The organism is Neoroseomonas rubea (assembly GCF_016106015.1).
GTDB classification, from domain to species: domain Bacteria; phylum Pseudomonadota; class Alphaproteobacteria; order Acetobacterales; family Acetobacteraceae; genus Neoroseomonas; species Neoroseomonas rubea.
The window spans coordinates 15,288-37,917 of sequence record NZ_JACADQ010000013.1 but is presented as its reverse complement, the minus strand read 5'-3'; the positions used below and the strand labels follow the sequence as shown (position 1 = coordinate 37,917).

Here is a 22,630-nt window from a genome sequence, read left to right as displayed (position 1 = left end):
GCCCTCGGCCAGCGCGATGGCCGCGCGCAGCCCGGTGAAGCCTCCGGGTCCGACGCCGACGGCCACGGCATCGAGCCCCGGCGCGGCGAGGCCCGCGCGGGCCAGCACGGAAGCCGCCATGCGCGGCAGCAGGGATGGGTGGCCGCGCGCGGCCTCCTCGGCCTCGGCCGCCAGCACAGCCCCGTCCGCTAGCAGGGCGACGGAGCAGCGGGCGAGCGCGCCTTCGATCGCTAGGATCCTCATGCGCGCCGATTACGCCGCTTTCGGCCGCCGGTCACGACACGCCGGCGCTTCCGTTCGGCCGCCGCGGCGCCCAGGATGGCGCGCCGGGAAAAGAACGAACCGAGGAAGGAAACGCCATGACCATCACCCGCCGCGCGCTGGGCGCCGGCGCGCTTGCGCTGCCAGGATTGCTCGCCGGCCGCGGCGCGGTCGCGCAGGGCGCCTTTCCGACGCGCCCCGTCCGCATGATCGTGCCCTACACGCCAGGCGGGGTTTCCGACATCACCGCGCGGCTGATCGCCGAGCCGCTCTCCGCCACCTGGGGACAGCCGGTGCCTGTCGAGAACCGCGCCGGGGCGGATGGCGTGATCGGAACGGAGGTCGTCGCGCGCAGCCCTGCGGATGGCTACACCCTCGGCCTGGTGTCGGTCGGGCATCCGGTGAACGCGGCCTTCTACCGGCTGCCCTTCGACACGATGCGCGACTTTACCTTCGTGACGCAGACCACTGCCACGCCACTGGTGCTCTGCGCACCGCGCGCCTTCGCGCCCAACACGCCGGCCGAACTCGTGGACCATGCGAAGCGCAATCCGGGCGTCACCTTCGCCGGCACCGGCGGCGTGGTGCGGCTGGCCCCCGTGCTGTTCGCGCAGCGGACCGGCATCCAGCTGGAATACGTGCCCTATCGCGGATCGACCCAGGCGCATCCCGACCTGATCGCGAACCGCGTGAACATCATGTTCGACACGGTCCCGGCCGCGTTGCCGCATATCCAGTCCGGTGCGCTCAAGGCACTGGCGACCACCGGCGCGCGGCGCAGCCCGCAGCTGCCCGACGTGCCGACGATGGCCGAGGCGCTGCTGCCGGGCTTCGAGGCCTCGACCTGGGGCATGGTGATCGCGCCGGCGAACCTGCCGCGGCCGGTGCTAGAGAAGCTCAACACCGACATCCACGCGGCGCTGCGCAACCCGACCGTGGTCGAGCGCCACCGCACGCTCGGCGCCGAGATCGTGATGAACGATCCCGACACGATGCGCGCCTTCGTGCAGGCGGAGATGGAGAAGTGGGTGGCGGCGGCCCGCGCCGCGGGCATCCAGCCGCAATGAACCGCAGGGGCCGGGGCGCGCGCCTCGGCCCGTCCGGTCCTGCGCACCGTGCGAAGGCCGACCCTTCGCGCGGTTGGCGTTCAGCCCCGTGTCCGGCGCGCGACGCTCTCCGCAGGCGGGCGGAGCGGGGCATCATGGGAGCCCGAGGCGCCCGAGCCCCGGCAGCTTGATCGCCGGCCGGCGCAGATCGATCCCGGCCACCGCGCCGAGGATGCTCACCTCGATCCCCTCGATCCATCCCAGCGTGATGCCGGCATAGCCGGCGAGGGTCAGCCGCAGCCCCGTGCCCGAGGCGGTGGCGCGCAGCCAGCGCCCGTCATGCGGAAAATCCTTGCCGATCGCATTGGGCGGCAGCACGGCGCCGGCTTCCGGCACCGCCTCCAGCAGCGCGGCGATGAAGGTGTTGGAATTGGGCCCGGGCCAGACGCGGTAGTCGCCGCGGCGCTGCCAGGGATAGGCGGCGATGGCGGCCTCGATGCGCGGGATCATGCGCGCGGCCTCCGCGCCATCCGCCGCGAAGACGAGGTCCGGGTCGCGCCCGAACCAGCGCCCGTCCGGCGCGAAGCCGTTCACGCGCACCGGATCGCCCCAGGCGGTGACGTCGTAGCGCGTGTAGTCCGCCGCCCCTTCCGGCTTCATCACGATCCAGCTGTGCACGGCGAAGATGCCGCGCCAGCGCACGGTGGGCGCCGCGAAGACGCGCACCATGGCAGGCGCGTGCGCCTGGGCGGGCGGCAGGATGCCCGCGCTCGACCGGTCCGCCCGCCACCATTCCGCGCCCGCGCCGTTGCGCAGGTGCAGCGCCGCCGCGACGCCGATCGGCAGCAGGTAGAGCAGGAAAAACAGCAGCAGCAGGCGTCGCAGGATCCTCATCGCATCCTCGCATGTGCATCTCCCGCCCCCGCGGGCAAGGGCGCGGCCCTGGCGCGATGCGGGGCGGCGCCCCATTCTCCCGTCACACCCTTCCCCCATCGCCGCCAGGAGCCCACCGCATGAGCTCGACCGCCGATTACGTGCCGCCCAAGGTCTGGACCTGGAACAAGGCCAATGGCGGCCAGTTCGCCAGCATCAACCGCCCCATCGCCGGCGCGACGCATGAGAAGGAGCTGCCGGTCGGCCGGCATCCGCTGCAGCTCTACTCGCTCGGCACGCCGAACGGCGTGAAGGTGACGGTCATGCTGGAGGAACTGCTCGCGCTTGGCCACAGTGGCGCCGAATACGATGCCTGGCTCATCCGCATCCGGGACGGCGAGCAGTTCGGCTCCGGCTTCGTCGCGGTGAACCCGAATTCGAAGATCCCCGCGCTGCTCGACCGCAGCGGGCCGACGCCGGTGCGCGTCTTCGAATCGGGCGCGATCCTCACCTACCTCGCCGAGAAGTTCGGCGCCTTCCTGCCGCGCGACCCCGGGCCGCGCGCCGAATGCCTCTCCTGGCTGTTCTGGCAGATGGGCAGCGCGCCGTATCTCGGCGGCGGCTTCGGCCATTTCTACGCCTATGCGCCAAGCAAGATGGAATACCCGATCGACCGCTTCGCGATGGAGGTGAAGCGGCAGATGGACGTGCTCGACCGGCGCCTGGCCGAGAGCGAATTCATCGCCGGGCCCGACTACACCATCGCCGACATGGCGATCTGGCCCTGGTATGGCGGGCTCGCGAAGGGCTGGCTCTACGGCGCCGCTGAATTCCTCGATGTCGGGTCGTACAGGCATGTGCAGCGCTGGACGGAGACGATCTGGCAGCGACCGGCGGTCAAGCGCGGCCGCATGGTCAACCGCGTGCAGGGCGACCCGTCCGAGCAGCTGCATGAACGCCATGACGCGAGCGACTTCGAGACGCGCACGGAGGACAAGCGCGCCGCCGGCTGACGCGCGCCTTCACGGCTGCCCGGACTACCCCTAGGCTCCCCCGCAACAAATGCCTGAACGGAGGAAACCATGGGCAGCATCGGGACTGGCGCGCCGCGTCGCGGATTCATCATGGGCGCGGCGGGCACGCTGCTCGCCGCCCCTGCCGTTGCTCAGCAGGGATTCCCGGACCGCCCCATCCGCCTCGTCATCCCCTTCGGCGGCGGTGGGCAGACCGACATCGTGTCCCGCGTCACGGCGGAGGCCATGTCGCAGCGGCTCGGCCAGCCCGTTGTGGCGGACAACCGCCCCGGCGGCGCGGGCAACATGGCCGCCGAGATCGCCGCCCGCGCGCCGGCGGACGGCTATACGGTGCTGGTCGCGACGCTTGGCACCAACAGCGGGCTGAACGCTCTGCTCTACCGGAACATCGGCTACGATTCGGCGCGGGACTTCACGCCCGTCGGGATGTTCTGCACGACCTCGAACCTGCTCATCGTGCACAACTCCATACCCGGCAATTCCTTCGCCGACGTCGTGGCCTGGATCCGCGCCAATCCCGGCCGCTTCAACTTCGCCTCGGCCGGCGTCGGCGCCATCACGCACCTGATCATGGAGGATGTGGGCGCGCGGCTGAACCTCGACATGGTGCACGTGCCCTATCGCCAGACGACCAACGCAATGACCGACCTGCTGGCGGGCCGCGTCCATGCGCGCTGCCTCGGCCTGCCGGAAGGCGAGCCGCTGCGCACGGCGCAGAGCGTGCGCCCGATCGCCGTCACCACGCCCGGCCCGCGCCCCGAATGGCCTGGCGTCGAGCCGATGAGCAGGGTGATCCCTGGCTTCGAGGCATCGAGCTATTTCGGCCTCGCCGTGCCATCCCGCACGCCGCCCGAGATCGTCACGCGCCTCAACGCCGCGTTGCAGGAGGCGCTGAAGGACGAGACGGTGCGCGCCGCCTATCGCCGCGTCGGCGCCGACCCGGCCGAGCCCCATCCGCCCGAGGTCTTCGCCGCGCGCGCGCGGGACGAAGGGCAGCGCTGGGCCACGCTGATCCGCCGCCTGAACCTGGTTGCCGAATAGCGCCGGGGGCGCCACATCAGGCGTAGCCAGAGGAACACGTTCCGCATGACCGAGAACGCCATCGCCGCGCGCATCGCGCGCCACCTTCCGGCGCTGACCGCGATCCGCCGTGACATCCACGCCCATCCCGAACTCGGCATGGAGGAAACGCGCACCGCTTCCCTCGTCGCCGAGCGGCTGCGCGCCTGGGGGCTCGAGGTGACGGAAGGCGTGGGCCGGCTCGGCGTGGTCGGCACGCTGCGCGGCCGGCGCCCTGGCCAGGGCGCGATCGGACTGCGCGCCGACATGGACGCGCTGGCGCTGACCGAACGGACCGGCCTGCCCTACGCCTCCGCCCATGCCGGGCGCATGCATGCCTGCGGCCATGACGGCCACACGACGATGCTGCTGGGCGCGGCGCAGGCGCTGGCCGAGGCGCCGGATTTCGCCGGCACCGTCCACTTCATCTTCCAGCCCGCCGAGGAAGGCCGCGGCGGCGCGGAGGCGATGCTCGCCGACCGGCTGTTCGAGCGCTTCCCCTGCGATGCCGTCTACGGCATGCACAACATGCCGGGCATGCCGGTCGGCAGCTTCGCCACGCGCGAAGGGCCGCTGATGGCCGCCTCCGGCCGCTGGACCGTGACCTTCCGCGGCACCGGCGGGCATGGCGGCAATTCCCCGCATCTCGCCAGCGACATCACCGTCGCCCAGGCGGTCTTCATCCAGGCGCTGCAGACCATCGTGGCGCGCAACGTGCCGGCCTCCGAAGGCGCCGTGGTCAGCGTCGGCCACATCGCCGGCGGCACGCCCGAAGCGCTCAACGTCATGCCGTCCGAACTGCTGGTCGGCGGGACGATGCGCGCCTTCACCCCGCCCATCCAGGCGCTGGTCGAACGGCGCATCGGCGAACTCGCGCAGCAATCGGCCGCCATGGTCGGCGCCACGGCCGAGGCGAAGCTCTGGTGGAACACCGTCCCGCTCATCAACCATGGGCGGGAGACGCAGGCGATGCTCGCCGCCGCGCGCGCCGTCGCGGGCGATGCGCGGGTGGACGACGCCACCACCCCCGTCACGGGCGGGGAGGATTTCGCCTACATGCTGCGCGACAAGCCCGGCGCCTTCGTCTTCATCGGCAACGGCACGGCGCCGGACGGACAGGTGCATGAACTGCACACGCCGCTTTACGACTTCAACGATGAAGCCCTGCCGCACGGCATCGCCTTCTGGGTCGGGCTGGTGCGGCAGGAATTCGGCATCCCCGCCGCGGGCTGAAGCGCGCCATGTGAGGCACGAGGGTCCGACCTGCGGTCCGAATGGCCGCCGCGGCCAATGCCGCGAAGCCAGGGGCCGCGGATGCGGCCCGCCCGGCGAATGGGGGGCACAAAGATGAAGCCTTTGTGCGATGTGTATCAGGCGTGCCCGGCATTGGCCGGCGCGCCGCGCGGCCACAGATGCGCACGCCAGCGCCAGGCGATGCCGGCCGTGCAGGCCAGCGCGAACCCGGCATAGGCCAGCCCCGTCGCGGCGAAGCCGAACCACGCCACCAGCGGCCCCGAGGCGAGCAGCCCGAGCGGCAGCCCGTAGACCGCCAGCATCCGCAGCCCCATCACCCGCCCGCGGAAGCGGTCCTGCGCCACGCGCAGGATCATCACCGCCATCGGCACCATGCAGAAGGACTGCACGAAGCCGGCCAGCGCCAGCACCGCCATGCCCGCACCGGGGCTGCGCAGCACGGCGAAGACGAGCAGCAGCGCGAACCAGATGAAGGCCGCGACCAGCATGGTGCGCGCCGGCGGCATCGGCCCGCCGCGGGCGCTGAGGAAGACCGAGCCCGCCAGCGCCCCGGCCGCGAAACTCGCCACCAGCGTGCCGAGCCCGGTCTGCCCGATGCCGTAGATGTCGCGCGCGACGTGGGCCAGCAGGCCGCCGGTCAGCGGATAGGCCAGGGCATTGGCCAGGAAGGCGAGCACCATCGCCGCCATCAGCGGCGGCGTGGCGCGTACATGCGCGACCCCTTCGGCCAGTTCGCTCCAGACCGCGGGCGCCCGGCCGGCCCCGCCCTCCGGCTGCGATTCCTCGACCCCGGCCAGCAGGGCGAGGCTCACGAGGTAGAATGCCAGCACCGCGAGATAGGCCGGGCCGATGCCGATCCAGGCGACCAGCGCCGCGCCGGTCAGCGCGCCCACCACGCGCGCGGCGTCGGCGCTGGTGCGCTCGATGCTCATCGCCCCCATCAGCAGCGGCGCGGGCATGGTCGCGCCGATCAGCGCGTTGCGCATGCCAATGTCCGACGGCCGCACCAGCCCCGACAGCATCGCGACGCAGAAGACGGCGACGATGCCGAGCGTCCCGGTCAGCGCCAGCGCGGCCAGGATCGCCGCCAGCACCGCATAGGTCGTGCGCATCGCGACCAGCACGCGTTTGTTCCCGACCCGGTCGCCCATCACGCCGAACAGCGGGGAGATCAGCGTGCCGAGGAACTGCAGCGCGGCGAAGGTCGTCAGCCACACCACCGATCCCGTCTCGCTCAGCACGAACCAGGCGAGGATCAGCGTCTCCATCTCGAACGCCCAGGAGGTGGCGAGGTCCGCCGGCCATTGGTGGCGAAACGAACGCTGGCGGAAGGGCGCCAGCATCGCGGCGCGCGGAACGCTGCTCACCTGGCGCGGCGGCCCTGCATGGATCGTTTCCCCCGCGACGGAACCCGCCCGCCGCCCGCCGACTATGCTAGCACCGGGTGCCGCTGCGAAGGGGGCATGCCGCGCGCGATGGGCTTCCGCGCCGCGGGATGGCAGAAGGGGCGGCACGGCCGCGGCGCCGCGCATGCGAGGGACCGGCGCAGCAGATGGCGAACGACGAGACCTTCGAGATCTTCCTCTCCGCCCCACCGGGCCTCGAAGCCGTCCTGGCCCAGGAGGTCGGGCTGAAGGGCTTCAAGCGGCCGCGGGAAGTGCCGGGCGGCGTCATCACGCGCGGAGCGTGGCCCGATGTGTGGCGCGCGAACCTCTGGATCCGCGGCGCGGGGCGCGTGCTCGCGCGGCTGGACGCCTTCCGCGTCGTGCACCTTGCGCAGCTCGATCAGCGGGCGCGCCGCGTCCCCTGGGCCGGCGTGCTGCGGCCGGACATCCCCTTCCGGGTCGAGGCGACCTGCGCGACGTCGCGCATCTACCACAGCGGCGCGGCGGCGCAGCGCATCGCCACCGCGATCCGCGAGACGCTGGGCGCGCCGGAATCCGCCGAGGACGGCATCCTGGTCCGCGCGCGCATCGAGGACGATGTCTGCACCATCAGCGTCGATACCTCCGGCGAGCCGCTGCACAAGCGCGGCTTCAAGGAAGCGGTGAACGCCGCGCCGATGCGCGAGACGATGGCGGCGCTGTTCCTGCGTCAATGCGGCTTCGACGGGAACGAGCCGGTGCTCGACCCGATGTGCGGCTCGGGCACCTTCGTCATCGAGGCGGCGGAGATCGCAGCCCGGCTCAATCCCGGCCGGGCGCGGCGCTTCGCCTTCGAGGACCTCGCCACCTTCGACGCCGAGGCCTGGGCGCGCATGCGGGCGCCGCGCAACCTGCGCGAGCCGGCGCACCGCTTCCACGGCCTCGACCGCGACGCGGGCGCCGTCGCGATGAGCCGCGCGAATGCCGGGCGCGCCGGCGTGGCGGCCTGGACCGATTTCCGCCAGGCGCCGATCAGCGAGGCGCGCCCGCCGGACGGGCCGCCGGGCCTCGTCATCGTCAATCCGCCCTATGGCGGCAGGCTCGGCGAGGGCAGGGACCTGCTGCCGCTGTACCAGGCCCTGGGCCGGGTGCTGGCCGCGCATTTCGGCGGCTGGCGCGTCGGCATGGTGGCGAGCGAGCCGCGCCTGGTCCACGCGACCGGCCTGCCCTTCATCCCGCCCGGCCCGCCGGTGCCGCATGGCGGCCTGCGCGTCCAACTGCACCGGACGCCGCCATTGGCGTGACCGCCCGGGTCACTCCCCCTCGGGCCCGTCGAGCCCGTACTTCGTCATCCGGTAGCGCATGGTGTCGCGGCTGATGCCGAGGTCCCGCGCGGCGCGGGAGACATTGCCCGCGGTGCGCTGCAATGCGCGCTGCAGCACCTCCCGCTCCATCTCCGGCAGGGTCTGCTCGCCGCTGCCGGGCGGCGGCGCGGTGGCGGCCGGGGCCGCCTCGCCGCCCATCCGCGCGAAGGCGAGATGCGCCGCGCGCACCACCCCATCCGGGCCGACCGACAGCACCGCCTGTTCCATGACGTTGCGCAATTCCCGCACATTGCCCGGCCAGTAGTGCCGCCGGAGCGCGGCCGCGGCACCCGCGTCGAGCGTCAGTGCCTCCCGCCCATAGCGGCGCGCCTGCTGCGTGAGGAAGTGGCGCGCCATCAGTTCCACGTCGTCCAGCCGTTCACGCAGCGGCGGCGCCGTCAGGGTCACCACCGACAGGCGGTAGTAGAGGTCGGCGCGGAAGCGCCCCTCCCGCACGAATTCCTCGAGCGGCCGATGCGTCGCGGCGATGATCCTGAGGTCGACCCGCCGTTCCCGCACCGCGCCGAGGCGCCGCACCGTCCGGTCCTCCAGCACCTTCAGCAGCTTCGACTGCACCGCCGGCTCGACATCGCCGATCTCGTCGAGGAACAGCGTGCCGCCATGGGCCGCCTCGATCAGGCCGACGCGCTTCTCCCGCGCATCGGTGAAGGCGCCGCGCTCATGCCCGAACAGCTCGCCCTCGATCAGCTGGGCCGGCAGGGCTGAGCAGTTCAGCTCGATGAAGGGGCGGGCGGCGCGGGCGCCGTCGAAGTGCAACGCGCGGGCGACCAGCTCCTTGCCCGTGCCGGTCTCCCCGCGGATCAGGACGGGCGGCGGCGCTTCCTCCGGCGGCAGGCTGCGCTCGGCCTTGATCAGGCGCACGATCTGCTCGCGCAGCGCGGCGATGGCCGGGGAGGCGCCGAGGATGGCGCCGAGCCCGCCTTCCCGGGCCTCCCGGCCCTGGAAGTAGCTGAGCGCCTCCTCCATCCTCTCCTGGCCCAGCACGCGGTCGAGCAACAGGCGGAGTTCGCCCAGCGCGACGGGCTTCGTCAGGTAGTCCACCGCGCCGGCGCGCATCGCCTCGACCGCGTTCTCGATCGTGCCGTGGCCGGTCAGGATGATGACCTTGGCGTTGCGGTCCTGGCCCCGGATGCGCGCCAGCAGGTCCAGCCCGTTGCCGTCCGGCAGGGCGAGGTCGAGCAGCACGACGTCAGGGCGGAACTCGTCGAAGGCGGCCCAGCCCTCGCGCAGCGTGGCGGCGAGGCGCACCTCGAACTCGGCGCGGGTGAGGTAGCGGGCGATGTTGCGCGCGAGCGTGCCCTCGTCCTCGATGACCAGGACGGCGTGGCTCATGGTCGTGGTGTTCCTAGGCGGCCGAGGGCAGCCGGATGACGGCGCTGGTGCCGCCGCCCCGCCGCGGGCTGAGCGTGAGACGCCCGTCGTGCCGTTCGACGATGCGGCGCGTGAGCAGGAGGCCGAGGCCCGTGCCGCGCGCCTTGGTCGAGTAGAACAGGCTGCCGGCCTTGCTTCCGGCTGGCAGGCCCACGCCGGTGTCGGCGATGGTCACCTCGATCTCCCGCCCGCCCGCGACCAGGCCGGTATGGAGCCGGAGGTCGCCGCCCTCGGGCATCGCCTCGATCGCGTTGGCGAGCAGGTTCTCGATCGCCTGGCCGAGCGCGGCCGGTTCCCCGCGCACGGCCGGGACGGCGGCGAGGTCGGTCGCGACCGTGACGCCCTGGCGCGCCGCGCGCGCGGCGAAGGTCCGCGTGCACTCCTCGATCAGCTGGTTCACGTCCACCGGTTCCTTCGCGAGCGGCTCCCGCCGCGCCTGCAGCAGCAGGTCGCGCACCCAGGCATCCATGCGGTCCGCCTCCCGCTCGATGTCGGCGAGGCAGGCGGCGGTGCCTTCGGCATCCTCGGTCGCGGCGAGCTCGGCGGAGGAGCGGATCGAGGCGAGCGGGTTGCGGATGCCGTGCGCCACGGCGGAGGCCACCGCGCCGATCGCGGCGAGGGATTCGGATTCGACGATCACGCGCTGCTGCTCGCCGATGACGCGCCTGGCGCGCAGGCCGATCCAGAGCAGCGAGGCGTAGAGCAGCGCCGCCATCAGGAAGGCCGCGATCCAGACCAGGCTGATCGTCCGGTCGAGCCACTGGAACAGCGCGTCCGGCAGGCGATACACCTCGACGACGCCGATCACCTGCTGCCGGTCGTCGTCCCAGACGGGGATATAGGCCTCGATGAAGCGGCGGGAGCCGACACGCGCGTCGAGATCCTCGTGCTCCGCCTTGCCGGCCGTGCCCGTCTCGATCACCAGCCGGCCGGCCAGCGCCTGGTCCAGGTGGTGGTTGCCGGCGAAGCGGCGGCCGATCATGGCGGGGTTGCTCGACCACAGCACCGAGCCGTCTCTGGCGAAGACGTTGGCGCGCAGGACGTTGGGCAGGTTCGAGACGTGGTTGAAGAAGATCTCGAGCGGCAACCGCGATTCATCGGCGGTGGGATTGCCGAAATAGGCGCGCGTACGGTCCGCCACCATGATGCTTTCGAGGTACTGCGCGCTGATCTCCGCGTCGTGCTCCAGCATCTGCCGCGTCAGGAACCCGGACAGGAAGGTCGCGGTCCCGACGCCGAAGACGACGATGCAGAGCAGCGTCAGCACCGCGAACCAGTGCAGCACGTCGAAGCCGCGCCAGCGCGGCTTGAGGAGGAGGAAGCGGGACGCGATCGACATCATCGCATCATGCTGTATGTGCATCGAGGCGAACAGAGCCCGCCCCGTCCCGCCGGGCGGCCCAGGGCAGCATCCGGGCCAGGACCGCGTCGCGGCGCCCGAAATGGTGCCAGAGCGCGGCGGCGACATGGAGCAGGACGAAGACGGCGATCGCCCAGCCGATATAGGTGTGCGCCTCGCGCCAGATACGCCCGCCGCCGATCGGGAAGGGGGGCGGGATGACGATGTCGAAGACCGCGAGCCGCCGGCCCCGCGCCCAGCGGTCGAAGGCGCCGGTGACCGGCAGCGCCAGCATCATGGCGTAGAGCGACCAGTGCATCGCCGTCGCCGCCCAGCCCGCGAGGCCCGGCTCCCGCGCCCCGAGGGCGGGCACGAGCAACCGGCGCACCAGCCGCACGAGCAGCAGGCCGAGCACGATCGTGCCGAGCGTGTAATGGACCATCATGACGAAGTCCCGCTGAGGGCCGCGCGGCCAGTCCTCGAGCATCAGGCCGAGGCCGAAGGCGGCGGTCACGAGCAACGCCGCCGCCCAGTGCAGCGCCCGGGTGGCGCGGCTGTGCGGCGCCGGGGTCCCGTGGTGCAAGGCTGCCTCCCTGTCGCATGCTGGCCTGACCGGCGGGTGCCGGCGTCCCATCTGCACAGCGGGATTCGTGCCATCACGGTCGCGCGGGCTCGGATGGTCACAAACCGTTGAAATCACGCGAACCCTGGTCGTTCCGCAGGCGGCGCGTTGGGCCGGATCCCCAGCGTGGCCCCCAGAAGGGTGGGGGATTGTCCCCAGCAGCCGGATGCCTTGCGTATAAATAAGTAAAAACTAATTTATGGAGGCGCGGGAGCCGGAATCCTGTGGCGTGCCCGGCCACGCGAGCCCACAAGGTCACGCAAGGGCGCGCCCCGGCCCCATTCCTTCCTGCCGAGGAGTCTCCAGGATGCGTCTGCTCCCCGTCCTTCTGTGCTGCCTCGCCTTGCCGGCCCTCGCGGAGACCCGCCTGACCGTCGCCGAGCGCCCCGTCCGTGACGAGCGCCCGGTCTTCGCGACGGTGGAGAGCGTGCGCGAGGTCGAGGCGCGGGCGCGCATCCAGGGCACCCTGGCCGCCCTTGGCGTGCGGGAAGGCGATGCCGTCGCCGCCGGCCAGGTCCTTGCGGTGATCGAGGACGCGAAGCATCCGCTGCAGCTCGCGGCGCTCGATGCGCGCCTGGGAGCCCTGACCGCGCAGCGCCGCCAGGCCATGCAGGACCTTGATCGCACCCGGTCGCTGCGCGCCACCGGCACCGCCACCCAGGCGCGGCTCGAGGATGCGCAGACCGCGCTCGACGTCGTCGAGGCCCAGATCGCCGCCGCCGAGGCCGAGCGCGCCGTCCTGGCGCAGCAGCGGCAGGAAGGGCAGGTGCTGGCGCCGCAGGCCGGGCGCGTGCTGCGCGTGCGCGGCGTGACGGGTGCGGTCGCCATGCCGGGCGAACCGATCGCGACCATCGCGACCGACCGCTACGTGCTCCGGCTGCGGCTGCCCGAGCGCCATGCCCGCTTCCTCCGCGCGGGGGATGCCGTGCGCGTCGGCGCCCGCGGCCTCGGCGCCGGCGCGGCGCTTGGGGAAGGGCGCGTCGTGCTCGTCTATCCCGAATTGCAGCAGGGCCAGGTCGTGGCCGATGCCGAGGTGGCGGGCCTGGGCGACTTCTTCGTGGGCGAGCGCGTGGCCGTCACCGTCCAGGCCGACAGCCGGCCGGCCATCGTCATCCCGCGCGCCTTCCTCCTCGCCGGGCCGGGCATCGACATGGTGCGCGTGGACGGAAGGGGCCTGGTGCCGGTGCAGCGCGGCCCGGCACGGGGGGAGGAGATCGAGATCCTCTCGGGCCTCGCCGCCGGCGACGTGCTGGTGCGGCCATGAGCCTCGGCGTCTCCGGGCACCTCGCCCGGTTCTTCATCCGCTCGCCGCTCACGCCCCTGCTGCTCGTCGTCTCGGTGGCGGTGGGTCTGCTCGCGCTGCTCGCCCTGCCGCGGGAGGAGGAGCCGCAGATCAGCGTGCCCATGGTGGACATCCAAGTCCGCGCCGACGGGCTCGCGGCGCCCGACGCGGTGGAACTCGTCACCCGCCCGCTGGAGGCGATCGTCACCGCCATCCCGGGCGTCGAGCACGTGTACAGCCAGACGCAGGACGACGCGGTGCTGGTGACGGCGCGCTTCCTCGTCGGCACCTCGGCCGACGACGCCATCCTGCGCGTGCATGAAAGGCTGCGCGCGAACTGGAACCGCATCCCGACCGGCATTCCGGAACCGCTGGTGGTCGGGCGCGGCATCAACGACGTGGCCGTCGCCGTCGTCACGCTGCGCCCGCGCGCGCCGGATGCGCGCTGGGACGACGCCGCGCTGCACGAGGTCGCGGACCGGCTGCTGTCGAACCTCGCGACCATCCCCGAGGTCGGGCTGACCTACATCGTCGGCGGCCGGCCCACGGAACTGCGCATCGAGCCCGACCCCGCGGCGCTGGCCCGGCACGGCATCACGCTGAACCAGATCGTCGAGAAGCTGCAGGGGGCCAATGCCTCCTTCGCCGCGGGGCGGCTGCGCGTCGAGGGCCGCACGCTGACGGTGCAGGCCGGCGAGACGCTGCGGGGCGTGCCCGATGCCGGCCTGCTGCTGCTGACCGCATCGGATGGCAGGCCGGTCTATCTGGGCGACGTCGCGCGCATCGGCGTGGCACCCGCGCCGGTCGAGGCGCGCGTCTGGCGCCTGACGCGCGGGGAGGGCGGGGCCTGGGTGCAGGCGCCTGCCGTGTCCATCGCCATCGCCAAGCGGCCGGGCGCCAATGCCGTGGAAGTGACGCGCGCTGTCGCCGCGCGGCTCGTGGTGCAGGCGGGGCGGCTGGTCCCCGAGGGCATCGCCGCCGACATCACGCGCGACTACGGCGCCACCGCGCAGGAAAAGTCGGACGAGCTGCTGTTCCACCTCGGCCTCGCGACCGTGTCCATCGTCGCGCTGGTCTGGCTCGTCATCGGCTGGCGCGCCGCGGTCGTCACCGCCATCGTCATCCCGGTGACCATCCTGCTGACGCTGTTCGGCGCCCTGATGCTGGGATACACGCTGAACCGCGTATCGTTGTTCGCGCTGATCTTCTCGATCGGCATCCTGGTGGACGACGCCATCGTGGTGGTCGAGAACATCGACCGCCACTGGGCGATGGGGGATGGCCGGGACCGCGCGGCGGCGGCGATCGACGCGGTGGCCGAGGTCGGCAACCCCACCATCGTCGCGACGCTGACCGTGTTCGCAGCGTTGCTGCCGATGATGTTCGTCTCCGGGCTGATGGGCCCGTACATGGCGCCGATCCCGGCGGTGGCCTCCGCCGCCATGGCCTTCTCCTTCTTCGTCGCCATGGTGCTGACGCCCTGGCTGATGGCGAAGCTCGGCGCCTCGCACGCGGCGCATGGCGAAGGCGCGCTGGCGCGGGTCTATCGCGCGGTGGCGTCGCGGGTCATCGAACGCCGCGCCGTGGCCTGGGCCTTCCTGGCCGCGACCGGCATCCTGACGGCGGCATCGATGGCGCTGTTCGTCACGCGCGACGTGACGGTGAAGCTGCTGCCCTTCGACAACAAGTCGGAGCTCGCGGTCGTGCTCGACATGCCGGCGGGCACCAGCCTCGAGGAAACGGAACGCGCGCTGCTCGCCGCCGCCGCGCTGGTGCGCGAGGTGCCGGAGGTCGCGTCCGTGACGCTGCATGCCGGGACCGCGGCCCCCTTCAACTTCAACGGCCTGGTGCGGCACAGCTTCAGCCGGCAGCTGCCGCGGCAGGGCGACCTCGACATCCAGCTGACCGACCGGCACGTCCGGGCACGCGAAAGCCACGCCATCGCCATCGACATCCGCCGCCGACTCGCCGCGCTGGCGCTGCCGGACGACGCCCGGCTGCGCGTCACGGAGGTGCCGCCGGGTCCCCCCGTGCTCTCGACCCTGCTCGCCGAGATCTACGGCCCCGATGCGGAAAGCCGGCGCGCGGCGGCGGCACTGGTGCGCGAGGTGTTCCGCGGCCTCGACTTCCTGGTGGACCATGACGACACCATCGCGGCCCCCGGCACCAGGCTGCGCATACGCCTGCTGCCGGACCAGCTGGAATTCCACGGCGTCGAGGAAGGCGCGGTCGCCGAGACGGTCCGCGCGCTGCTCGGCGGCGTCACCGTCGGCTGGTCGCATCGTGGCGCGGGGCGCAATCCGCTCGCGCTCGTGGTCCGCCTGCCCAAGGAAAGCCTGCACCTGACCGAGGCGCTGCTCGTCACGCCGGTGCCGGGCCGCCGGGGTCCTATCGAACTCGGCACGCTGGTGCGCATCGCCGAGGAGCCGGCCTCGGCCCCCATCTTCCGCCGCAACGGCCGCGACGCGGAGATGGTCATGGCCGAGCTGGCCGGGCGCTACGAGGCGCCGGTCTACGGCATGCTCGCCGTCGCCGAGGCGCTGGCTGGCCGGCCCGGCGCGCCGGAGATCCGCCTCGCCGGCCAGCCCGACGACCCGCGTGCGCCGGTGCTGCTGTGGGATGGGGAATGGGAGGTCACGCGCGTCACCTTCCGCGACATGGGCGCGGCCTTCGCGGTGGCGCTGCTGGGCATCTACGTGCTGGTGGTGGCGCAATTCCGCAGCTTCACCATCCCGCTTGTCGTGCTGCTGCCGGTCCCTCTCGCGCTGCCGGGCGTCGTGCTCGGCCATGCGCTGATGGGCGCGGCCTTCACCGCGCCGTCGATGATCGGCTTCATCGCGCTGGCTGGGATCATCGTGCGCAACTCCATCCTGCTGGTCGACTTCATCCGCCACGCGCCACGGGACGGGCGGAGCCTGCGCGCGGTCGCGCTCGAAGCCGGCGCGGTACGCTTCAAGCCGATCGCGCTGACGGCGGCGGCGGCGATGATCGGGGCGGGGTTCATCCTGGCCGATCCGATCTTCCAGGGCCTGGCGGTGGCGCTGCTGTTCGGGCTGCTGTCCTCCACGCTGCTGACGGTGCTTGCCATTCCGGCCGTCTATCGGGTGCTGCGCGATCCGACGTGATCGCGCGGCCTGTCATCGAAGATTCACGCACGGGCGCTAAAGATTCGATTATTGTCGAATCATGGAATCGACGACGGCAGCCTTCGCCTTCGCGGCGCTCGGACAGGAGACGCGGCTCGACCTGCTGCGCATCCTGCTCGGCGCGGGGCCGAGCGGCCTCGCGGCGGGTGACGCCGCGGCACGGCTCGGCGTGCCGCCCTCGACGCTGTCCTTCCACCTTCGCGCGCTCGAGCAGGCCGGCCTGATCGGCGCGACCCGCCAGGGGCGCAGCCTGATCTACGCCGCGCAGCTCGACCGGCTGCGCGCCCTGCTCGCCTTCCTCGCCGATGCCTGCTGCGACGGCGATCCGGCGCGCTGCGGCGACCTGCACCGCATCCTCGAACCGCCTGGGGAGACCGCCCGGATGAGCCCGGCGACCTTCAACGTCCTGTTCCTCTGCACGCGCAACTCGGCGCGCTCGATCATGGCGGAGGCGATCCTGAACGATATCGGCGGCGGCCGCTTCCGCGCCGTCTCGGCCGGCTCTGAGCCCTCGCGGGACGGCCCGCTGCCCGAGGTGCTCGCGCAGCTGAAGGCGCTCGGCCACGATGTCTCGGCGCTGCGTTCGAAATCCTGGGACGCGTTCACCGGGCCCGAGGCGCCGCGGATGGATTTCGTCATCGCGCTCTGCGACACGGTGAACCTGCAGGCCTGCCCGGATTTCGAGGGCACGCACGTCACCGCCGCCTGGCCGCTGCCGGACCCCGCGAAGTTCTCCGGCAGCGAGACCGAGCGCGCGACGCTGCTGAACGAGCTCTACGCCGCGCTGCATCGCCGGCTGGCGATCTTCACGAGCCTGCCCTTCGGCACGCTGGACCGCATGGCGCTGAAGGCGCGCATCGATGAACTGGCGCAGCCGCTCGCGGCCGCGGTGCGGGCATGAAGGTCGGGATCAACGGCATGGGCCGCATCGGGCGGCTCGCGCTGCGCGCGGCGATGGGTGCGGCGGACCGGCAGGCGGACGACCCGCGCGCGGGCAACCGGCTCGAGGTGGTCCATCTGAACGAGGTCAAGGGCGGCGCGGCCGCGACAGCCCATCTGCTGGAATTCGACAGCGTGCAGGGCCGCTGGCGCGCGCCGATGGGGACCGAGGGCGCCGAGGCGATCCGCATCGGCGACCGGCGCCTCGGCTTCAGCGAGCATGCGCAGCCCGGCGCCATTCCCTGGGGCGAGCTCGGCGTCGATGTCGTGCTGGAGTGCACGGGGAAGTTCCTGAGCCCCGAGACGCTGCAAGGCCATCTCGACCGCGGCGCGAAGCGCGTCATCGTCGCCGCGCCGGTGAAGTTCGACGGCGTGCTAAACGTCGTCGTCGGCGTGAACGAGCATCTGTATGACCCGGCGCGGCATCCGATCGTCACCGCCGCCTCCTGCACCACCAACTGCCTCGCCCCGGTGGTGAAGGTGGTGCATGAGGCGATCGGCATCCGCCACGGCCAGATCACCACCATCCACGACCCGACCAACACCAATGTCGTGGTGGATGCGCCGCACAAGGATCTCCGGCGAGCGCGCTCGGCCATGCTCTCGCTGCAGCCGACCACGACCGGCAGCGCCACCGCCATCGCGCTGATCTATCCGGAGCTGAAGGGCAAGCTGAACGGCCATGCGGTGCGCGCACCAGTGCTCAACGCCTCCCTGACCGACTGCGTCTTCGAGATGCGGCGGGAGACGAGTGCCGAGGAGGTGAACGCGCTGTTCCGCGCCGCGGCCGCCGGGCCGCTCGCCGGCATCCTCGGCTACGAGGACCGGCCGCTGGTCAGCGCCGACTACGCGCGCGACACGCGCAGCAGCATCGTGGACGCACTGTCCACCATGGTCACCGACGGCACGCTGCTGAAGGTCTATGCCTGGTACGACAACGAGATGGGCTATGCCTGCCGCATGGTCGACCTCGCCAGCCACATGGCGGATGCCGGGATCTGACGGGATGAGCAGCACTGCCGCCGCCGCGTCCCACGGCACGCGGAACTACGTCATCGTGACGCTCGCCTATTGGGGCTTCACGTTGACCGACGGCGCGCTGCGGATGCTGGTGCTGCTGCATTTCTTCCGCCTGGGCTATTCGCCCTTCACCCTGGCCTTCCTGTTCCTGCTGTACGAGGCGGCGGGGATCGGCGCGAACCTCGTCGGCGGCTGGCTCGCGACGCGCTTCGGCATCGCGCGCATGCTGGCGGTCGGGCTCGCCACGCAGATCCTGGGCTTCCTGCTGCTGTCCTCCGTCTCGCCCGACTGGGGCGCGGCGCTGGCCGTCGCCTGGGTGGTGGTCGCGCAGGGCGTCTGCGGCATCGCGAAGGACCTGACCAAGACGGCGTCGAAATCCGCGATCAAGGTCACGGCGGGCGACGCATCAGGCCGCCTGTTCAGGTGGGTCGCCTTCTTCACCGGCAGCAAGAACGCGATGAAGGGCGCAGGTTTCTTCCTCGGCGGGCTGCTGCTGGAGGCGCTTGGCTTCCGTGGCGCGCTCTGGGCGATGGCGGCCGCGCTGGCGCTGGTGCTGGCGGGGGTCGTGCTGTCCGTGCCGCCGCTGATGGGCAAGGCGCGCGCGTCGCGCTCGGCGCGCGAACTCTTCGCGAAATCCGCCGGCATCAACCTGCTTGCCGTCGCGCGCGTCTTTCTGTTCGGCGCGCGGGATGTGTGGTTCGTGGTCGGGCTGCCCGTGTTTCTCTACGCCTCCGGCTGGACCTTCACGATGGTGGGCGCCTTCCTTGCGCTCTGGACGATCGGCTATGGAGTCGTACAGGCCGGCGCGCCCGCCTTCGTCCGGCGCAGCGGGGATGGGCTGTCCAGCGAGGTGTCGGCCGCGCGCGCCTGGTCGCTCGCGCTCGCCGCCGTGCCCGCCCTGCTCGCCGCGATGATGCTGGCCGGCATCCCCCGCGCGGACCTGTTCGTGCCGGTCGGGCTCTGCGTCTTCGGCCTGCTGTTCGCGGTGAATTCCTCCCTCCATTCCTACCTCGTGCTCGCCTATGCGGGCAGCGAGAAGGCGGCGGAGGATGTGGGCTTCTACTACGCCGCCAATGCGGCCGGTCGCTTCGGCGGCACGCTGCTTTCCGGCCTGCTCTATGGCTGGGGCGGGCTCGTGGCCTGCCTGGCCGGCGCGGCCGCGATGCTGCTGCTGTGCTGGGGCTTCACGCTGCGCCTGCCGCGTCGGCGGGACGCCTGAGGCGCGCCGCTACAGGCCGTGCGCCAGCGCCCCGGCCGCCGCCGTCGCCGCCACCACTGCCCAGGCCGGCACTTTCCACAGCACGAGTGCCGCAAACGCGGCCAGCACGATGGCGAAATCCGCCGGCCCCTTCACCCCCGCGGTGAAGATCGGATCATACAGCGCGGCCAGCAGGATGCCGACCACCGCCGCGTTCACGCCGCGCAGCATCGCCTGCGCCAGCGGCCGCGTCCGGAACCCGTCCCAGAAGGGCAGCATGCCGTACATCAGCAGCAGCCCCGGCAGGAAGATGCCCACCAGCGCGATCGCGCCGCCGAGCACGCCGTTCGGGAAGGGCGTGGCCGCCGCACCCAGGAAGGCCGCGAAGGTGAAGAGTGGCCCGGGTACCGCCTGCGCCACGCCATAGCCGGCGAGGAAGGTGTCGGCGCTCATCCAGCCCGGCACGAAGCTCGCCTCGAGCAACGGCAGCACCACATGCCCGCCGCCGAACACCAGCGCGCCGGCGCGGTAGGAGGCCTCGAACAAGGCCAGCGCCTGCGGCCCGCCGACGGCGACCAGCGGCAGGCCGAGCAGGATCACGACGGCAAGCAGCAGCGCCGTCGCACCCGCCCAGGCCGGCACCGTGAAGCCGAGCGTCGCGTCATTCGCGGCGACGCCGTTGCGCAGCAGCGCGACGCCCACCGCGGCGCCCGCGAGGATCACGCCGATCTGCGTCCAGGCGCTCGGCAGCAGCATCAGCGCGACGGTGCCCGCCACGGCGAGCGTCGCGCGCGTGCGGTCGGGACACAGGCTGCCCGCCATGCCCCAGACCGCCTGCGCCACGACGGCGACGGCGACCAGCTTCAGCCCATGCACCACCCCCGCCCCGGTGCCGCCGGCGGCGAGATCCACGCCATAGGCGGCAAGCACCATCACGATCGCGGACGGCATGGTGAAGCCGAGCCAGGCGGCGAGCCCGCCCGGCAGCCCGCCGCGCATCACGCCGATGGCAAAGCCGGTCTGGCTGCTGGCCGGCCCCGGCATGAACTGCGCGAGCGCCACCAGGTCGGCATAGGATTGTTCGGTCATCCACTTGCGGCGGGTGACGAATTCCTCCCGCAGGTAGCCGATATGCGCGACCGGCCCGCCGAAGGAGGTCAGGCCGAGGCGGAGGAAGATCAACAGGATGGTGGTGAAGCCGTCGCGCGGCGGCATGTCGGGGCGCGGCACGGGTGTGTCGGTCACGATCGGCGTCTCCGGCGGGGCATTGCAGCAGTTATCCGACGTAGACGGGTCACGGCCGCATGCCAACCGCAGGCAGGATGAAGATTGTCGCGCCAGACCGCCGGGTTTACGCGCTTCAGCCAAGCTGGACGGACCAAGCCCTCACGCTCCGGCTGTCAGCCAAACTCCCGATAGCGGAACGCCGTCGCCCCTGCCTCCGCCACCGCGGCGAGCAGCAGCGCGCGATCCGGCGACAGCGCGCAGGCAGGGTCGGTCGCCGCCGCGTCGCCGGTCAGCGCGAAGGCCTGGCAGCGGCAGCCGCCCCAGTCGCGCTCGGCATGCTCGCAGCCCCGGCAGGGCTCGCGCATCCAGCCGGTGCCGCGGAAGCGGTTGAAGGCGTCGCTGTCTTCCCACGCTGCGCGGAGCGAGGTCTCGCGCGCATTCGGGAACTCCATCCCGGCGATCGATTCGGCCGCATGGCAGGGCAGGATGCGGCCCGAGGGCGCCACGGCGAGGAAGCGGTTGCCCCAGCCGCCCATGCAGGACTTGGGGCGCGCGGCATGGTAGTCGGGCACGACATAGTCGATGACGAGCCGGCCGCGATGCGCCTCCCGCGCCGCCTGCACCGTCTGCGTCGCCTCATCCAGCTGCGCGCGCGTCGGCAGCAGCGCGTCCCGGTTCGCCAGTGCCCAGCCATAGTACTGCACATGCGCGACCTCGAGCCGCGCCGCGCCCCATGCCAGCGCGATGTCGATCAGCCGCGGCAGGTTGTGCAGGTTCTGCCGATGAACGACGGCGTTGAGCGTCAGCGGCAGCCCCGCCTCCCGCACCAGCCGCGCGGCGGCTTCCTTGCGCGCATGGGCGCCGCGCATGCCCCCGATACGTTCCGCCCCGGCCGCATCGGCGTCCTGCACCGACAGCTGCACATGGTCGAGCCCCGCCGCCTGCAGCCGCGCGATCAGCGCCGCGTCGAGCAGCACGCCCGCCGTGATCAGGTTGGTATAGAGTCCGGCCGCGCGCGCCGCGGCCGTGATCTCGACGATGTCGCGCCGCGCCGTGGGCTCCCCGCCGGACAGGTGCACCTGCAGGCAGCCGATCTCCGCGGCCTCCCGGAAGATGCGCGCCCATTCCTCCGTCGCCAGTTCTTCCGAGGCGCGGGTCAGCTCGACCGGATTCGAGCAGTAGGGGCAGCGCAGCGGGCAGCGATGCGTCAGCTCGGCCAGCAGCGCCAGCGGCGCGTTCACGTCACCAGCGCCCCACGCGCGACGAGGTCGTCGAGCAGGCCGCGCACATCCCCCGCGATCACCTCCCGCGGCGCGTCGAACTTCTCGGCCAGGCCGTCGATGATGGCGTCCAGATCGCGCGCGCCATCGACCATGCGCAGCACCTCGAGCGCCGTCTCGTCCGGGACGAACATGCGCTCGGGCGCCATCACCACCCAGCGCGCCCGGGCCACGTCATGGTGCAGGCGCACGCCCGGGGCGAAGCGCGGGGTCATGGCCGGTACGCCCCGGGCGGCGGCAATCCGGGTTCGACATAGGCGAAGTGCAGCGCATCGAGCTGCGACCAGAGCAGGTCGCATTTGAACCGCAGCGCGGCGAGCACCTGCTGCTGCTTTTCCGCCGTGTCGGCGTGTTCCTTCACATAGGCCAGCGCGAAGGCGACATCCTGCGGCGCCTGGGTCAGCCGCGGGGTGAAGTAGGCGAGCGTCTCCGCCGTGACGAAGTCGTAGTTCCGCAGCATGCCCGAGACGCGCTGGGAGATGATGTCGGGGGAGAACATCTCGGTCAGCGAGGAGGCGATCGCCTCCAGCAGCGACTTCTCCCGCACGAATCGCACATAGGCGTCGACCGCGAAGCGGGTCGCCGGCAGCAGGCCGGCGAGCGAGGTCACGTAGTCGCGGTCGAGCCCGAGCCCGTCGGTCAGCGCGAGCCAGCGCTCGACGCCGCCCGGATGCACGCCGTCGCCATCGTGGTCGACCAGGCGCCGGCGCCATTCGCGGCGAAGATCGGGCGTGGGCAGCCGCGCGAGCAGGGAGGCGTCCTTCGCCGGGATCGAGGCCTGATAGTAGTAGCGGTTCAGCGCCCAGGCCCGGACCTGGTCCTTCGTCAGCTTCCCGCCATGCAGCAGGTGATGGAAGGGGTGGTGGACGTGGTAGCGCTCGGCGCCGATCGCGCGCAGCGCGGCTTCCAGCGCCTCGGCCGACATCATGT

General features: G+C 72.2%; 20 protein-coding genes. 10 read left to right on the top strand and 10 right to left on the bottom strand.

The annotated features are described in order from the left end of the window. Positions 1 to 243: tRNA (adenosine(37)-N6)-threonylcarbamoyltransferase complex dimerization subunit type 1 TsaB (gene tsaB / locus HW577_RS03265; RefSeq protein WP_198374627.1), on the bottom strand; the 243-nt coding region annotated here is incomplete at its 3' end. Positions 244 to 359: 116 nt separating this feature from the next. On the opposite strand from tsaB, the gene HW577_RS03260 reads away from it, so the two are divergent. Further along, a complete protein-coding gene (locus HW577_RS03260) occupies positions 360 to 1,328 on the top strand; it encodes a Bug family tripartite tricarboxylate transporter substrate binding protein (protein WP_198374626.1) in 969 nt (322 codons plus the stop codon). Between the two features lie 132 nt (positions 1,329 to 1,460). Here HW577_RS03260 and HW577_RS03255 read toward each other — a convergent pair whose 3' ends face one another. Further along, positions 1,461 to 2,201 carry a DUF3750 domain-containing protein gene (locus HW577_RS03255; RefSeq protein ID WP_198374625.1) on the bottom strand — a complete coding sequence of 247 codons (741 nt, stop codon included), beginning with the start codon at positions 2,199 to 2,201 and terminating at the stop codon, positions 1,461 to 1,463. Positions 2,202 to 2,320: 119 nt separating this feature from the next. Between HW577_RS03255 and yghU the strand changes: the two genes are divergently transcribed. The 3 genes from yghU to HW577_RS03240 all read left to right on the top strand — a co-directional run bounded on the left by yghU (position 2,321) and on the right by HW577_RS03240 (position 5,506). Next, positions 2,321 to 3,193, top strand: a complete 873-nt coding sequence (yghU, locus tag HW577_RS03250) for a glutathione-dependent disulfide-bond oxidoreductase (protein WP_198374624.1) — start codon at positions 2,321 to 2,323, stop codon at positions 3,191 to 3,193. 69 nt (positions 3,194 to 3,262) lie between these two features. Next, a complete protein-coding gene (locus tag HW577_RS03245) occupies positions 3,263 to 4,255 on the top strand; it encodes a Bug family tripartite tricarboxylate transporter substrate binding protein (RefSeq protein ID WP_198374623.1) in 993 nt (330 codons plus the stop codon). A gap of 45 nt (positions 4,256 to 4,300) precedes the next feature. After that, on the top strand, positions 4,301 to 5,506 hold the full coding sequence (locus HW577_RS03240; protein WP_198374622.1) for a M20 aminoacylase family protein: 1,206 nt from the start codon (positions 4,301 to 4,303) through the stop codon (positions 5,504 to 5,506). Between the two features lie 137 nt (positions 5,507 to 5,643). On the opposite strand, the gene HW577_RS03235 is transcribed toward HW577_RS03240, so the two are convergent. Next, positions 5,644 to 6,894 carry an MFS transporter gene (locus HW577_RS03235; RefSeq protein WP_198374621.1) on the bottom strand — a complete coding sequence of 417 codons (1,251 nt, stop codon included), beginning with the start codon at positions 6,892 to 6,894 and terminating at the stop codon, positions 5,644 to 5,646. 185 nt (positions 6,895 to 7,079) lie between these two features. On the opposite strand from HW577_RS03235, the gene HW577_RS03230 reads away from it, so the two are divergent. Further along, positions 7,080 to 8,195: a THUMP domain-containing class I SAM-dependent RNA methyltransferase gene (locus tag HW577_RS03230; protein WP_198374620.1), complete on the top strand. Its 1,116-nt coding sequence runs from the start codon at positions 7,080 to 7,082 to the stop codon at positions 8,193 to 8,195. A 9-nt stretch (positions 8,196 to 8,204) separates the two neighbouring features. Here the strand turns inward: HW577_RS03230 and HW577_RS03225 are convergent, their stop codons facing one another. From HW577_RS03225 to HW577_RS03215, 3 genes are read right to left on the bottom strand one after another with little or no spacing between them, the layout of a single operon-like run. Beyond that, positions 8,205 to 9,608 (bottom strand): sigma-54-dependent transcriptional regulator, encoded by a 1,404-nt coding sequence (locus tag HW577_RS03225; RefSeq protein WP_198374619.1) that lies wholly within the window; start codon positions 9,606 to 9,608, stop codon positions 8,205 to 8,207. Positions 9,609 to 9,621: 13 nt separating this feature from the next. Then, complete coding sequence (locus HW577_RS03220) at positions 9,622 to 10,986, bottom strand: sensor histidine kinase (RefSeq protein ID WP_198374618.1); 1,365 nt, start codon at positions 10,984 to 10,986, stop codon at positions 9,622 to 9,624. A 7-nt stretch (positions 10,987 to 10,993) separates the two neighbouring features. Beyond that, positions 10,994 to 11,569: a cytochrome b gene (locus HW577_RS03215; RefSeq protein ID WP_198374617.1), complete on the bottom strand. Its 576-nt coding sequence runs from the start codon at positions 11,567 to 11,569 to the stop codon at positions 10,994 to 10,996. 346 nt (positions 11,570 to 11,915) lie between these two features. On the opposite strand from HW577_RS03215, the gene HW577_RS03210 reads away from it, so the two are divergent. The 5 genes from HW577_RS03210 to arsJ all read left to right on the top strand — a co-directional run bounded on the left by HW577_RS03210 (position 11,916) and on the right by arsJ (position 19,214). After that, positions 11,916 to 12,872 carry an efflux RND transporter periplasmic adaptor subunit gene (locus HW577_RS03210; RefSeq protein WP_198374616.1) on the top strand — a complete coding sequence of 319 codons (957 nt, stop codon included), beginning with the start codon at positions 11,916 to 11,918 and terminating at the stop codon, positions 12,870 to 12,872. Next, complete coding sequence (locus tag HW577_RS03205) at positions 12,869 to 16,015, top strand: efflux RND transporter permease subunit (protein WP_198374615.1); 3,147 nt, start codon at positions 12,869 to 12,871, stop codon at positions 16,013 to 16,015. The genes HW577_RS03210 and HW577_RS03205 overlap by 4 nt, the downstream gene beginning before the upstream one ends. 61 nt (positions 16,016 to 16,076) lie before the next feature. Beyond that, positions 16,077 to 16,937, top strand: coding sequence for a metalloregulator ArsR/SmtB family transcription factor (locus HW577_RS03200; protein WP_198374614.1), 861 nt, complete (start codon positions 16,077 to 16,079; stop codon positions 16,935 to 16,937). After that, positions 16,934 to 17,977, top strand: coding sequence for an ArsJ-associated glyceraldehyde-3-phosphate dehydrogenase (locus HW577_RS03195; protein WP_198374613.1), 1,044 nt, complete (start codon positions 16,934 to 16,936; stop codon positions 17,975 to 17,977). The genes HW577_RS03200 and HW577_RS03195 overlap by 4 nt, the downstream gene beginning before the upstream one ends. Positions 17,978 to 17,981: 4 nt before the next feature. Next, complete coding sequence (gene arsJ / locus HW577_RS03190) at positions 17,982 to 19,214, top strand: organoarsenical effux MFS transporter ArsJ (protein ID WP_198374612.1); 1,233 nt, start codon at positions 17,982 to 17,984, stop codon at positions 19,212 to 19,214. 9 nt (positions 19,215 to 19,223) lie between these two features. Here arsJ and chrA read toward each other — a convergent pair whose 3' ends face one another. The 4 genes from chrA to pqqC form a co-directional block, all read right to left on the bottom strand. Then, positions 19,224 to 20,438, bottom strand: a complete 1,215-nt coding sequence (gene chrA, locus HW577_RS03185; RefSeq protein WP_474100240.1) for a chromate efflux transporter — start codon at positions 20,436 to 20,438, stop codon at positions 19,224 to 19,226. A 155-nt stretch (positions 20,439 to 20,593) separates the two neighbouring features. Beyond that, positions 20,594 to 21,661, bottom strand: a complete 1,068-nt coding sequence (pqqE, locus tag HW577_RS03180) for a pyrroloquinoline quinone biosynthesis protein PqqE (protein WP_332837381.1) — start codon at positions 21,659 to 21,661, stop codon at positions 20,594 to 20,596. Beyond that, positions 21,658 to 21,915, bottom strand: a complete 258-nt coding sequence (pqqD, locus tag HW577_RS03175; protein ID WP_198374611.1) for a pyrroloquinoline quinone biosynthesis peptide chaperone PqqD — start codon at positions 21,913 to 21,915, stop codon at positions 21,658 to 21,660. Before pqqD ends, pqqE begins: the two co-directional genes overlap by 4 nt. Then, positions 21,912 to 22,628, bottom strand: a complete 717-nt coding sequence (pqqC, locus tag HW577_RS03170; protein ID WP_198374629.1) for a pyrroloquinoline-quinone synthase PqqC — start codon at positions 22,626 to 22,628, stop codon at positions 21,912 to 21,914. The genes pqqD and pqqC overlap by 4 nt, the downstream gene beginning before the upstream one ends. Positions 22,629 to 22,630: the final 2 nt, after the last annotated feature.

Excerpts from the sequence above, each read along its gene's own strand:
- HW577_RS03260 (WP_198374626.1), top strand. The coding sequence starts at position 360 with ATGACCATCACCCGCCGCGCGCTGGGCGCCGGCGCGCTTGCGCTGCCA.
- HW577_RS03255 (WP_198374625.1), bottom strand. The coding sequence starts at position 2,201 with ATGAGGATCCTGCGACGCCTGCTGCTGCTGTTTTTCCTGCTCTACCTG.
- yghU (WP_198374624.1), top strand. The coding sequence starts at position 2,321 with ATGAGCTCGACCGCCGATTACGTGCCGCCCAAGGTCTGGACCTGGAAC.
- HW577_RS03245 (WP_198374623.1), top strand. The coding sequence starts at position 3,263 with ATGGGCAGCATCGGGACTGGCGCGCCGCGTCGCGGATTCATCATGGGC.
- HW577_RS03240 (WP_198374622.1), top strand. The coding sequence starts at position 4,301 with ATGACCGAGAACGCCATCGCCGCGCGCATCGCGCGCCACCTTCCGGCG.
- HW577_RS03230 (WP_198374620.1), top strand. The coding sequence starts at position 7,080 with ATGGCGAACGACGAGACCTTCGAGATCTTCCTCTCCGCCCCACCGGGC.
- HW577_RS03225 (WP_198374619.1), bottom strand. The coding sequence starts at position 9,608 with ATGAGCCACGCCGTCCTGGTCATCGAGGACGAGGGCACGCTCGCGCGC.
- HW577_RS03220 (WP_198374618.1), bottom strand. The coding sequence starts at position 10,986 with ATGTCGATCGCGTCCCGCTTCCTCCTCCTCAAGCCGCGCTGGCGCGGC.
- HW577_RS03210 (WP_198374616.1), top strand. The coding sequence starts at position 11,916 with ATGCGTCTGCTCCCCGTCCTTCTGTGCTGCCTCGCCTTGCCGGCCCTC.
- HW577_RS03205 (WP_198374615.1), top strand. The coding sequence starts at position 12,869 with ATGAGCCTCGGCGTCTCCGGGCACCTCGCCCGGTTCTTCATCCGCTCG.
- HW577_RS03200 (WP_198374614.1), top strand. The coding sequence starts at position 16,077 with ATGGAATCGACGACGGCAGCCTTCGCCTTCGCGGCGCTCGGACAGGAG.
- HW577_RS03195 (WP_198374613.1), top strand. The coding sequence starts at position 16,934 with ATGAAGGTCGGGATCAACGGCATGGGCCGCATCGGGCGGCTCGCGCTG.
- arsJ (WP_198374612.1), top strand. The coding sequence starts at position 17,982 with ATGAGCAGCACTGCCGCCGCCGCGTCCCACGGCACGCGGAACTACGTC.
- pqqD (WP_198374611.1), bottom strand. The coding sequence starts at position 21,915 with ATGACCCCGCGCTTCGCCCCGGGCGTGCGCCTGCACCATGACGTGGCC.
- pqqC (WP_198374629.1), bottom strand. The coding sequence starts at position 22,628 with ATGATGTCGGCCGAGGCGCTGGAAGCCGCGCTGCGCGCGATCGGCGCC.